The 13162-nt window shown below is 42.0% G+C and carries 5 protein-coding genes and 1 pseudogene; 4 read left to right on the top strand and 2 right to left on the bottom strand.

Features of this window, described 5'->3' with window-relative positions:
• Positions 1 to 1263 precede the first annotated feature (1263 nt).
• The gene (locus tag BU200_RS09135) at positions 1264 to 6309 is read left to right on the top strand and encodes a S8 family serine peptidase (protein ID WP_075099855.1); all 5046 of its coding nucleotides are present in this window, start codon (positions 1264 to 1266) and stop codon (positions 6307 to 6309) included.
• Positions 6310 to 6874: 565 nt separating this feature from the next.
• Here BU200_RS09135 and pflB read toward each other — a convergent pair.
• Positions 6875 to 9217 carry a formate C-acetyltransferase gene (pflB, locus tag BU200_RS09130; protein ID WP_075099854.1) on the bottom strand — a complete coding sequence of 781 codons (2343 nt, stop codon included), beginning with the start codon at positions 9215 to 9217 and terminating at the stop codon, positions 6875 to 6877.
• A 208-nt stretch (positions 9218 to 9425) separates the two neighbouring features.
• Here pflB and dinB point away from each other — a divergent pair, with 208 nt between their 5' ends.
• Positions 9426 to 10493 (top strand): DNA polymerase IV, encoded by a 1068-nt coding sequence (gene dinB / locus BU200_RS09125; protein WP_075099853.1) that lies wholly within the window; start codon positions 9426 to 9428, stop codon positions 10491 to 10493.
• A gap of 121 nt (positions 10494 to 10614) precedes the next feature.
• Positions 10615 to 11538 (top strand): 1-phosphofructokinase family hexose kinase, encoded by a 924-nt coding sequence (locus BU200_RS09120; RefSeq protein ID WP_228064027.1) that lies wholly within the window; start codon positions 10615 to 10617, stop codon positions 11536 to 11538.
• Between the two features lie 589 nt (positions 11539 to 12127).
• Here BU200_RS09120 and BU200_RS09115 read toward each other — a convergent pair.
• Complete coding sequence (locus tag BU200_RS09115) at positions 12128 to 12877, bottom strand: hypothetical protein (RefSeq protein ID WP_075099852.1); 750 nt, start codon at positions 12875 to 12877, stop codon at positions 12128 to 12130.
• 136 nt (positions 12878 to 13013) lie between these two features.
• Here BU200_RS09115 and BU200_RS11300 point away from each other — a divergent pair.
• Positions 13014 to 13162, top strand: a pseudogene (locus BU200_RS11300) (IS5/IS1182 family transposase); the annotation flags it as partial.

Here is a 13162-nt window from a genome sequence, read left to right as displayed (position 1 = left end):
GAAGTTTTCGTCAAAACAGTCTGGGGAGAGACTGTTTGAGGTTGGAAATAAAGAAAAGGAAGTTTTCGTCAAAACAGTCTGGGGAGAGACTGTTTGAGGTTGGAAATAAAGAAAAGGAAGTTTTCGTTAAAAGTCGCAGGTAGTTGTCTAGTTGATAACTAGACAAGTGACAGATAAGAAAAGTGTAACTTTTCTCAATGGTACAACTTAAGATACGAGGACGTCAAAAAAGCGACCGAAAATTAGGAAACATGACGAAGAGATTAGAGAGAGTTTGCTTCGCAAACTTCTATTTCTCGCCTCCAAAGGTATCCCATACCTTTGGAGCTAGGAATGTTTATCCCTAAAGGGAGCCACACCTGTAAGCAACTAAAGTTGCAACAGTTGCGTCTCTTTTTTCCGAGCTTTTAGTCCGAGTTCAATTTCAAGATACAAAGCCCGTTAAAAACTCAAAGCGCACTTCTTCATGTAATAACAGTCACTTCCCTGACTGTTATTACCATATCTGTAAAGCAGGCATAGCCTGCAACAGCTACGGCAAACTAGGAAATCTGACGAGTGAAAAGCTCCAGTGGAGGTTTTCAGCCTATTTCCTAAAGAACCATCATTAGCTAAAGCTGAAAAAGTCATGTCTCTTTTTCGAACAGAGTTTAGGGCGTGTTCAGTTAAGATGTGAAGCCGTTAAAAAACCGACTGAAAATTAGGAAACATGACGTAGAAGCGTAGCTTCTAGGAATGTTTATCTATTTTCCGAGGTTTTAGGCTGAACTCAATTCCCCAAGATACGAGAGCGTTTGACACGAGTTTCACTCGTTTTATCTCCAACCTTCCACAGTCTATGCCCAGACTGTGGAAGCGAGCAAAGCAAAAATAGGAGTTTTGACGAGTGAAAAGCTCCAGTGGAGGTTTTCAGCCTATTTCCTAAAGAACCATCATCAGCTAAAACTGAAACAGTTATCGCTCTCTTTTGCACAGCTCGTAGCCCGAGTTCAATTATACAAGACGAGTTAACCAAGTAATAAAAATCTAAACTAAATGACTATATCAGAGTATTGCTCTATTCTTGATATAGAAGAACAATCAGGAGTTTAGGAGGGGCAGGGACTCTAGTGCTTAGTTGGTTTTTCTTTAAAAAAGAAGAAATGTCATCGAAAAATAGTAAAAAGATTTTGAAAGTACTTGAATTTTCAGAATCTTTTTATTATTATATATAATAAGATTCAGATGGAAAGCTGTATCATTTTATTTTTTAAGGAGAAACCTATGAAAAAAGAGCATTTTTCTTTACGGAAGTATAAGCTAGGTCTTGTTTCTGTGATGCTTGGGATCGCCATGTTTTCAGTAACTGGTCCTGTTTTGGCAGAAGAAAGGCAGGTTTCCTCTCAAGGAGGAGTAGCAGAAAGTGGTTTAGTCATTGAAAATCACGATGAGGAGGGGCAGGATGCTTCTACAATAGTGGAAGATTTAGCGCCTCAGACTGATAAGGAAATTCCAGAGAAAGCCATTGCTGGGAATGTAGTGTCCACCCCGGTTACTCCAGCAGCGCCAGAGGAAACAGTGTCAGCACCAGTAGCTCCAACTGAGGCAGAAGAAGCTGTATCAGCGCCAATAGCTCCAACTGTGGTAGAAGAAGCTGTATCAGCCTCATCAACTCCAACAGCGGCAGGGGAAACTGTATCAGCACCATCGACTACAATAATATCAGAACACCCCACCCTATCTATACCAACAGAATCAAAAGAATCGCTTCCAGCTCCAGCTGGTGTAGAAAAACAAGCCCAAGCTGCTGAACCCTTGAGCGATAGTAGTAATCAAATCATTCATGTTCCAGCTGTCTGGAAAGATGGCTACAAGGGGCAGGGAATGGTTGTTGCGGTCATTGACTCTGGACTAGATGTTGAACATGATGTCTTACAGCTAACAGATGTCTCTAAGGCAAAATATTCTGATCAGGCCTCGTTTGAAGCAGTAAAGAAAAGTGCGGGAATCAACTATGGGAAGTGGTATAGCGACAAGGTTATCTTTGCCCACAACTATATGGATAGCAATTCCGATATCAAGGAAAAAGATGAGGGCTCACATGGGATGCACGTTTCAGGGATTGCTGTGGGAAATCCAACGAAATTAGATAGTAGTGGTGAGTACATCTATGGTGTTGCTCCAGAAGCCCAACTTATTTTTATGCGTGTCTTTTCAGATACCAAGCCGGGGACGAATGCTTCTATCTATGTGCGTGCGATAGAAGACGCTGTAAAATTAGGAGCAGATAGTATCAATCTTAGCTTGGGAGGGGCAAATGGTTCCTTGATCAATGCTGGGTCGGCTCTTGATGCAGCTATTGAGCGCGCCAAGAAAGCCGGTGTCATTGTCGTGATTGCGGCAGGAAATGATGGAACATTTGGTTCAGGGCATGCAAATCCCTTAGCGGAAAATCCTGACTATGGTTTGGTCGCAAACCCTTCTACCGCATCAGGAGCTATTTCAGTCGCTTCTTACAATAATTCTACGATTACCAGTGAGATGGTGTCTATGATCCCGTCGGATGCTTCCCCAGAGAAAAAAGTTCCAGTCATCGTATCGGAGACTGCTAAGGAATTTGAAGTAGGAAAGGCTTATGAATATATCTATGCGGGATTAGGAAAAGAGGCGGATCTCAACTCGATTGATCTAACAGGAAAAATTGCTCTTATTAAGCGTGGAGAAATTACCTTTGTAGACAAAATAAACAATGCAAAAGCCAAAGGGGCAGTAGGGGTTGTCATCTTCAATAATCAAGAGGGAGCAAATATCAGCATGTCTCTTGACGCTGCTTCCAAGGAGATTCCAAGTGCCTTTATTTCGCTAGAAGCAGGAGAGGAATTGTTAAAAGGCAATTACCAGCTTCAGTTTAACAAGCATATGGGGATGGTTCCAAATCCTAATGCAAAGGAATTATCAGACTTTTCTAGTTGGGGTCTAAGTGTAGATGGAGAATTAAAACCAGATATCGCAGCACCAGGGGGTGGAATCTATTCTGCTATCAATAATGGAAAATATGATTCCAAAAATGGAACCAGTATGGCAACTCCTCACGTAGCAGGGGTGGCGGTCTTACTTAAGCAATATCTGATCAATAAGTTTCCGACCAAGACTCCAGAAGAACTTGAGAGACTAATCAAACACTTAATGATGAGTACAGCCACTCCACATTTTAATGAAGAAACCAAGGCTTACACTTCACCAAGACAACAGGGAGCCGGTCTGGTCAATACCCATGCTGCTACGACAAAAGACTTATATGTTACAGGGAAAAATGACTATGCTAGTATCAGCCTAGGAAATGTTGACTCTAAGTTTCGTTTGTCACTTCTTCTGCACAATATAAGCGATCAGGCTAAGACGCTGACTTATGTGACAGAATTGACGACAGATACAGTAGTAGATGGTCGTATTACCCTTGCCCCAAGATTTTTAGATCAAATCAAAGGAGAGACCATTACGGTTCAAGCAAACAGCAGTAAAGAAATTACCATTGATGTGGATGCAAGTCGCTTCCATGAAGAACTTTTAAAAGAAATGCCGAATGGTTACTATTTAGAAGGCTTTGTTCGTTTCTTGGATGCAGATAACCAAGAGGCTGTCAGCATTCCTTATGTTGGCTTTAAGGGCGAGTGGCAAAATCTTCCAATTCTTGAAAAGAGTATCTATGATCTGTTGAAAGAAAATCAAAATGGTTTTTACTTTGAACGGACAGGGGATGGGATTGCAGCAGGAAATAGTGACGCTACCGCTCTGGTAACGGATGCTTCTGAATATGTTCATTCTAGAAATGCACGTAGTGACCGTGATATTATGATTTTAGGTAGTCAGCTAGGTTTAAAAGGTAGCGCTCTCCTTCAGTTAGATAAAACTGGAAATATCCGCCTTGCCTTTTCACCAAACGGAGATGAAAATCAGGATTTTATAGCTTTGAAAGGAGTCTTTCTAAGGAATTATCGCAATTTAGTTGCTAGTGTCTATGCGGCGGACGATACATCTTTGAGCAATCCTCTCTGGCAGAGCGTAGGAGTAGAAGGAGATAAGAACTACTACTCTGGGGATGAAAGAAATCCTAAGTCAACGATTGTGTCAGAAACGGTATGGACGGGAGTGGATCAGAATGGAGTCGACTTGCCAGATGGGGACTATCAGTATGTTGTCCGTTACTTCCCTATGGTTCCAGGGGCAAAAGATCAAATGATTCAATTCAATGTTCGTTTGGATCGCCAAAGCCCAGAGATTACAACAGGAATCTACGATGAAAGTACTCGCACTTTCCGCCCACGTCCAGTTATTGAAAAAGGCGGATCAGGTATCCGCAGTGAGCAAGTCTTTTATATTTCCAAGGACAAGAAAGGGAAAGGGTATACAGTCGGAACCTTAAAGAGAAATGGAAAGCGAATCTACTTTGATAACAAGGTTTTTGTGACGCCAAATGATGATGGAAGTTACACGCTACCTAGTCAAGTAGACCTCAAGGATCTCTATTATGCAGTAGAGGATCATGCGGGAAATCGAGAAGAAGTATCGTTGGTGGAAATCATCAGCCAAGATAATCAATCTGGACGCCTAAGGATTGGCTTGAAAGATGCAGATCAACTGGCTCCTATTACTAGTAGATACTCGTATGTGATTCGTGATGCAGCTAATAATGTAGTGGAGACAAACCTAACTCCTTCTGGATCCATCTCGCTTCCGTTCGGAGACTATACTGTTGAACTACTTTCTTATGATCAGGATTATCTCAAGTTAGTTAGTCAGACGATTATCCCTGTCCAAATAGGAGAAAGCAACAGCTACCAGACACTTGATTTTCTAGTTCGTCCTCTCACTTGGTCTCCTGTTGATGTTCAATTCAATCAAGCGATACCAGAGACTGCAACTGTCAGTCTGGTTGATGCAGATGGTCGGGTCTTTGTATTGCCACTTGCCAAATATCTAGCCAATGGATATGGAAAGGATCTACCGACAGGTACCTACAAGCTTCATATCAATTTACCAGCGGGTGTTGAAATCCTAGAAGATCTGAAAGAGGTAGAAGTAGTAGCGAATCGTAATAACCATTTGGCGCTAACCATCAGTGACAAGAGGGATTTACTTGATCTGATCGAACAGCTGAAATCATTGCCAGAACAGCCTGCTTATTTCAATGCTAGCGAAAGTAAGGTCGCTGATTATGAAAATGTTTTAGCCAATGCTCAAGCGGCAGTTGGTGAAAAGACCAATCAGGAAACCCTAGATCAACTAAGGAAAGACTTAACTCAAGCGTGGAAAGCCTTAGATGGTCAAGCTACTGATTTGACGAAATTGACTGCTACTCTTGGAGTTTACCAGAATCTCATAGCTTCACCAACCTACTACAATGCCAGCAAAGAGACGAAGAATCTTTACGATACGGCTTACCGGATGGGGCAACTGCTCATTGCAAAGGAGAATGTGACCCAAAAAGAGGCCGACGCTCACTTACAACAACTTCAACAAGCACAGCAGGCCTTAGATGGTAAGGAGACAGATGTGGCAGCTCTGGAGCAACTCGTCCAAAAAGATGATAATTGGAGAAAAACAGCAGCCAACTATCTCTTTGCAAGTGAGGTGAAAAAAGAGAAGTATGAGCAAGCACTAGCAGCTGCTCAAGCTGTCCTTAACAATCCACAGGCTAGCCAAGAACAGGTGGATTCAGCCCTTGCTCAATTAGAAAAAGCCATAGAAGAACTAGATGGTCGCGCTGGCAATCAAGCTGCTCTACAAAATCTGGTAGCTATTCAGCCAGCTTTCCAAGCAACAGCAAGCCGTTACCTCTACGCCACAGCACCGAGCCTCGCTCTCTATACGCAAGCCCTTGTAGCGGCACAGAGCATTTTAGGTCAGGAACTGGTCAGTCAAGAAGAGGTAGATCTTGCCTTTGCTGTCTTACAGGGGGCAATTGCGCAATTAGATGGAGTTGAGCCTCCAAAAGTTGTCGCGGACCAAAAACGTCCGGAGAAACAAGTAGGAAATCCATCTATTGGGAACTTACAACTGCGACCAGTAAGAACCCCTGATCCTGCCCCTACCTCCTCTAAGCTACAAGAAGAACCCCTACTTGTTCAGGCACCAACTTCTAAATCTGTTTCGATAGTAGAGGTGGTTGATATTGGCAAATCTACTCACCATAGAACAGAAAGAAGCCTTCCTGCTACTGGTAGCAAAGCCCTTGAAGGACAATTCATCTGGTTGACCTTCCTCTTTACAAGTGGTCTTTTGCTGACAATAAGTTTACCAAGCAAAAGGAAAGACATCAAAAATAGATGAGTTGCTACTATCTAGAAACTAATTGAAGGTTGGAGGCAGGTTAGCGTTGCAAACCTCCTCTAAGCCGCTGAAAGACTTAAAAATCCCCTAGAAGAACTGATTCCTTCTTCTAGGGGATTTTCTAAAGCAAGTGAGGAATGTAAAGCCCGTTAAAAACTCACAGCGCACTCTTTCAGATCTTAACAGTCACTTCCTTGACTGTTATAGTTGTTTAGTTTATTTTTAGTACTAGCTCAAACAGTCTGGGGAGAGACTGTTTGAGGTGGGAAATGAAGAAAACGAAGTTTTCGTTAAAAGTCGCAGGTAGTTGTCTAGTTGATAACTATTTCAAGTGATAGATAAGAAAAGTGTAACTTTTCTCAATAGTACAACTCAAGATACGAGAGCGTTAAGCAACTCCTATTTTGTCAGTGAGTTGTAGCTCAAGTTCAATTATACAAGACCAGTTAACGAAGTAATAAAAATATAAACTAAATGACGCTATTGACTATTGATTGTTGTCTTTCCCCACCATTGACAGAGACCTAAAACCCCAATTCCATGTTCTGGAATTGGGGTTTACTAATTAGTTACTTGCAACTTCTGCAGCGTGATCGTCCATTGAAAGAACTTCGTGGAAGACACGTTGTGTCAATTCAGTTTTTTGTTCTTTAGTGAGGTACTTGGTGTTTACACAGTAACCTGAGATACGTACGATAACGTCTTCACCGTTCATGATCTTGTCATAAACATCTTGAAGGTCCATAACGTTCAAGTTAACGTGTTGTCCACCATTTTCAAAGTAACCATCAAGGATTGTTACCAAGTTAGTAACTTGCTCGTCAAATGTCTTACCGAGTGCTTTTGGTGATACTTGAGTTGTCAATGAAATTCCGTCATTTGCATGTTTGAAGTTCAATTTAGACAATGAGTTCAAGTTTTGCAACCAACCACCACGAGATTTAGAAGTTGGGTTTGCACCTGGTGGGAAGAATTCTACTTTAGAAGTGTTGACAGAGCCATCTTCGTTGAGGAATACTCCACGGTGAACAGGTGAGTTCGCTGTTTGTTTAGAGTAAGCAACGTTTGAAGTGATGGTCAAGATAGAAACAGTTGCTTCTGCGTTCTTGTACAATTTATGTTTGTTCAAGCGAGAGAAGAATGCTTCCATGAGCCACTTCGCAATATCGTCTACACGGTCATCATCTTCACCGTAACGTGGGAATTCACCAGTTACTTCGTAGTCGTAGATGAAGCCATCTTCGTCACGGATTGGTTTTACTTGTGCGTATTTAATCGCAGAAAGTGAGTCAACAGTGTTGGCGAATCCACAGATACCGAATCCCATGTTTGCACGAAGAACGGTTGGCAAGAATGCCATTTGAACAGCCTCATAGTTGTACTTATCAGTCATGTAGTGGATGATGTTCATTGCATCTACATAGGTGTCAGTCAACCAGTCAAGAGCTTTTTCAAAGTTTGCGATAACTTCGTCATACTCGAAGATTTCAGAGTTGTTAGGTTCTACGCAGTCAAATACTTTGTAGTCTTTATGCACATCGTCATAACCGTTGTTCCAGCTTGAAAGAAGGGCTTTAAGAACGTTTACACGTGCACCGAAGTATTGGATATTGTGGCGTTTGTCTTCGCTTTCTGGGTCAAGTGGTGACACACAGCAAGAGATACAGCTCATTTCACCATATCCGTCTTTAGCCATTGTTGTTACACCCTCATATTGGATAGAAGAGTGTTTGTGGCTCATCGCCATACAGTAGCGACGGAATGAATATGGAAGTTGGTTAGACCAAAGAACAGTCAAGTTTGGCTCTGGAGAGTTACCGATATTGTCAAGTGTGTTCAAGAAACGGTAGTCCATCTTTGTAACACGGTGACGTCCGTCGTTCCCCATACCTGCCATAGAAGTTGTGAGGAAAGTAGGGTCTCCTGAGTAGATTTCATCAAATGCTTTTGTACGAGCGAATTTAACAGTACGAAGTTTCAATACGAAATCATCTACAAATTCTTGGATTTCTGATTCAGTAAATGTTCCGCGAGCCAAGTCACGTTCTGCGTAAATGTCAAGTACGATTGGCACACGTCCAAGTGAAGTTGCAGCACCGTTGATGACGCGACAAACTGCCATGAAGGCGATATTTGTCCACTGGATTGCTTCTTTTGTATTCAAAGCAGGACGGCGGACATCCACACCGTAGTGGTCACCGAGGCGAACAACTTGTTGCAATGCTTGGTATTGCAAGTTGATTTCTTCGCGAAGACGGATTGATTCTTCGTCGATTTCATTGATAGAGTTCCAGTCTGCAACTTTTTCTTCCATCAAGTAGTCTGCTCCGTAAAGGGCAAGACGAGCGTACATACCGATGATACGTCCGCGTGAGTAAGCATCTGGAAGACCAGAAACGTGGTGAGAGTGACGAGCACGGCGAATATCAGATGTATAAGCGCGGAAGATACCGTCGTTTACAGTTGTTGCATGTTTTGTGTAGATTTCATGGAGAAGTGGGTCAGGAGTATAGCCGTTTTCAATCAATGTTGTTTCAGCCATACGGATACCACCACGAGGCATGAAGTTCAATTTGAACAATTCATCGTTTTGGATACCGAAGATCACTTCGTTTTCTTTGTCGATGAAACCAGCTGGGATATCAGCGATTGAAGTTGCGCGGTCAACATCCATTGGGAAACGAGTATCTTCGTATCCTGCTTTTGTTTCTTCAATGATTTTCTTGATATGAAGAGAGCGTTCTGTTGGCCCTGCAAGGAAACTTTCGTCTCCATCATAAGGGGTGTAGTTCGCTTGAACGAAGCGGGTTACGCTAGCTTTTTCTTGCCAGTCATTCCCTTTGAAGCCTTCCCAAGCTTGAGCGAAAATGTCTTCAGTTACATTTTTTGTTTTAACCTTTGTTGACATGAGGGTTCTCCTTTTATATTTAGACGCAATGTGTCCTTATGTTTCCCATTATACCACTTGTAACCACTTTATACAAGGGATAAATACTTGAAAATAAATGAAAAGACTTACAATTGTTTTCATTCTTTCATTCGTTTTCATGATCATATAGTGATTTTTGGCATAAATGGAGAAGTTGAGCTATACTAGAAAGAGAGGTGATCAAAGAATGCTGATTTTTCCCCTAATCAATGATACATCGCGGAAAATTATTCATATTGACATGGATGCCTTTTTTGCTGCCATTGAAGTGCGGGACAATCCGAGTTTGAAAGGGAAGCCCGTCATCATTGGGAGAGATCCGCGCTTGTCTGGTGGCCGAGGGGTTGTGTCGACTTGTAGCTATGAGGCGCGTGCCTTTGGGGTACATTCGGCTATGAGCAGTAAGGAAGCCTATGAGCGCTGTCCTCAAGCGATCTTCATTTCAGGAAATCATGAAAAATACCAGATAGTCGGTCAACAGGTGCGGGAGATTTTTTATCGTTATACGGATTTGGTAGAACCCATGAGTATTGATGAGGCTTATCTGGATGTGACGGAAAATAAAAAGGGCTTGACCTCTGCCGTTAAGATTGCGAAGCTCATTCAGCATGATATTTGGAATGAGCTTGGTCTGACAGCTTCTGCTGGGGTATCCTACAATAAATTTCTGGCAAAACTTGCCTCCGATATGGAAAAACCGCACGGTCTGACCGTGATCCTACCAGATGAGGCAATTTCTGTCTTGTCAACACTACCGGTAGAACAGTTTCACGGGGTAGGTAGGAAAACCGTTGAAAAACTGCATGAAATGGGCGTTTTCACAGGAGCAGACCTGCTTGAGATTCCCGAGATGACCCTGATTGATACTTTCGGTCGCTTCGGCTATGATTTGTATCGAAAGGCAAGAGGAATTTCCAATACCCCTGTCAAGGTCGATCGTGTCCGCAAGTCCATTGGTAAGGAGCGCACCTATCGGAAACTTCTCTATCTGGAAGCAGATGCCAAGAAAGAGTTGGCTAGCCTATCGAAACGAGTGTCGGAGAGTTTGCAACGCCACGAGAAAAAAGGACGGACCATAGTTCTCAAAATCCGCTATGCTGATTTTACCACTATGACCAAGCGGATCAGTATAGCTGAGGCAACGAATGAGGCAGGGCTTATCCAACAGCTGGTTGAAACTATCTTGGAGCAGGTGGCAGAGTGGAATAAGGGGATTCGCTTATTGGGGGTGACCGTTACGAATTTTGATGGATAGTGAGGGGAAAAAGCTGGGTTGCTAGCTTTGGAAAAATCAATTGCATGATTTGTGCAGATAAATATATACGAACAATAAAAAAGGTGGTACAATAGAAGAAAACACCTAAGGAGGTTTCGATATGATGATTCATTTGGTTTGTCCTAATCCCGCTTTAGACCGGACGCTGTTGGTGGAGCGGATTGAGAAAAATATTCCCCTTCGCCCGAGTGAGGTGAGGGAATATCCCGGTGGGAAAAGTTTTAATGTTGCTTACGCCCTCAAGGAAAATGGGGTGTCAGACTATGTCATTCACACCATTTTGGGAGGGCGTATTGGCCAGTATATTCAAGATTTGAATATGGATAAGGGGAACGCCTTGCAGATTGTGGAAAATTCGCAAAATACGCGTACCTGCAATATCTATATGGAGACAGAGACAGGTGATGTAACCCTGTTTTATGAAAAGGGCTTGGATTTGACGGAGGATTTGCTGACGCAATTTACCAGCCAATTAGAAGATAGTCTGTCAGACGGGGACTGGTTGGTCTTTTCAGGTAGCTTGATGAAAGGGATGCCGGATGATTATATCAAGCAATTGATTGATCGTCATCCAGGTGTTCATACGATTGTAGATACCAGTGGGGCAGCCTTGCGAGCAGCCTATCAGTCACAGCCGAGCTTGGTTAAAATTAACAATGAGGAACTCAAGGATCTGTATCCAGACTTAGATGAGAATAGTCCTGAACAGATCTTAGCTATTTTGAAAGAAGAAACTCCTCATGAAAATATGATTGTGACTATGGGGGCTAAAGGAAGTTTGGCAAAAATTGGTCACCGTTTCTTCCGAGTGGCTCCTCTGCGGGTTGAAGCACTCAATCCGATTGCTTCGGGAGATTTTTATCTAGGTGTCTTGGTCAAGGGTTTGAGCCAGCAGGAAGCTCCTGAAATCTATCTTCGCGAGGCAGCAGCATTTTCAGCAGCCAACTGCCTGCAATATTTCCCAGAAGTTGATCAGGGAGAGTACCAAGACCTGCTGGAGAAAGTGATCGTTGAGGAATTGTAGTCTGCAATTGCTTAGTCTGAATGCGATAGCGGTTTTTGAACCAGCATCTGATGAGCTTCCAGATAGTTGAAGCTTGTCTATTTTTGATTTCTATTGAATAACAAACACGCACAAGGGTGGATAGTTTCATGATCCATCCTTGTGCGTGTTTTGCTTTAATAGTTAGATTAGTCTTGTGCTTGTTAGAAAGATTGGTATACTCTGTATAGCCGTTTAGTTTATTTTTAGTACTAGCTCAAACAGTCTGGGGAGAGACTGTTTGAGGTGGGAAATGAAGAAAACGAAGTTTTCGTTAAAAGTCGCAGGTAGTTGTCTAGTTGATAACTAGACAAGTGATAGATAAGAAAAGTGTAACTTTTCTCAATAGTACAACTCAAGATACGAGAGCGTTAAGCAACTCCTAGACAAAATAGGAAATACGACGAAGAAGCGCTGGCTTCTAGGAGTATTTATCTTTTTGTCAGTGAGTTGTAGCTCAAGTTCAATTATACAAGACGAGTTAACGAAGTAATAAAAATATAAACTAAATGACTATAAAAGATAGCTGTTATGCCTTTTCTGTTAGGAGCATTCGGTTGTCTTTCATCTGTTAATGACTCGATTTAAGTGTTCCAAGGATAATGAGTTCATTGGTTGTTTGGATGATGAGTTTGTTTGGAGCGTCTTTTGGAGTATATACTGCCTTGGCGCCGTCTTTATTTTCTTCGATTTTGAGATCTTTGTATTCGCTACCTGCTCGAATTCCCATCTGTTCCAGATGTTCCTTTCGAAATGCTTCTTCTTGAGCCGTGGTTGTTTCATCTGTTTCTTGATTGGTGTAGGCGCTCGGATAGTAATAGTTTTGATACAGTTTTTCCCAATCATACGTTATTGTCAAGTCTAATTGAGTATCTTTTTTGCTCTTTGCGGATAAATCGACGTTAATAGGTGAGTGATAGGCCCCAACTGTTTCCACCTTTGTGGTGCCAATTATAGTAGTATCATTTAGAAAGATAGAGCTAGCATTTTGAATCGTAACATTTTCGAGTGTACTTGTCTGGTAGGATTGTGTCGCAACGGGCGCGTCAATCATCATATTTTTTAAATGAGAATTACTGAAATAGAAACTTCCGATGTTGGAGGAATGGATTGTGCCACTTTCCATCGTGACATTGTCGCCACTGATATAACCAGCCCAGTCCAGATAGTTGATATGAATATTGTTTAATGAGATATAAGAGTTGTAAAAAGGATTCCCTCCAGAAAGTTTTTCAATTGTTTTTTCTTTTGGAACGAGAATGACTAATTCTTGGAGTTCGCGGTTACGGCTGAAAGCTAATTCTTGGCCTAGAAATTGCATGATTCCTTTTATGTGTAATTTTGCATCTTCTGCTTCTACAGTGAGTGTTTGCTTTACTTGTTGTAGTTTGAGTGGTTGGTGATGAAAATTATCAACATTAGACTTGTTCGGTAACCAAATGTGATATACTATTTGTATGGAAACAATGTATGAAAAAGCTCAAAAACTCAGTTCAGAGAACTTCAAACTTCTCATAGGTGTTCAAAAAGAGACCTTTCAAGAAATGCTTACCTGTCTCAATGTAGCTTACCAACGTCAACATCGTCAAGGAGGTCGTCCACGCAA

This window comes from Streptococcus acidominimus, assembly GCF_001921825.1.
Classification (GTDB): domain Bacteria; phylum Bacillota; class Bacilli; order Lactobacillales; family Streptococcaceae; genus Streptococcus; species Streptococcus acidominimus.
This window is presented reverse-complemented; position numbering and strand designations above follow the sequence as displayed.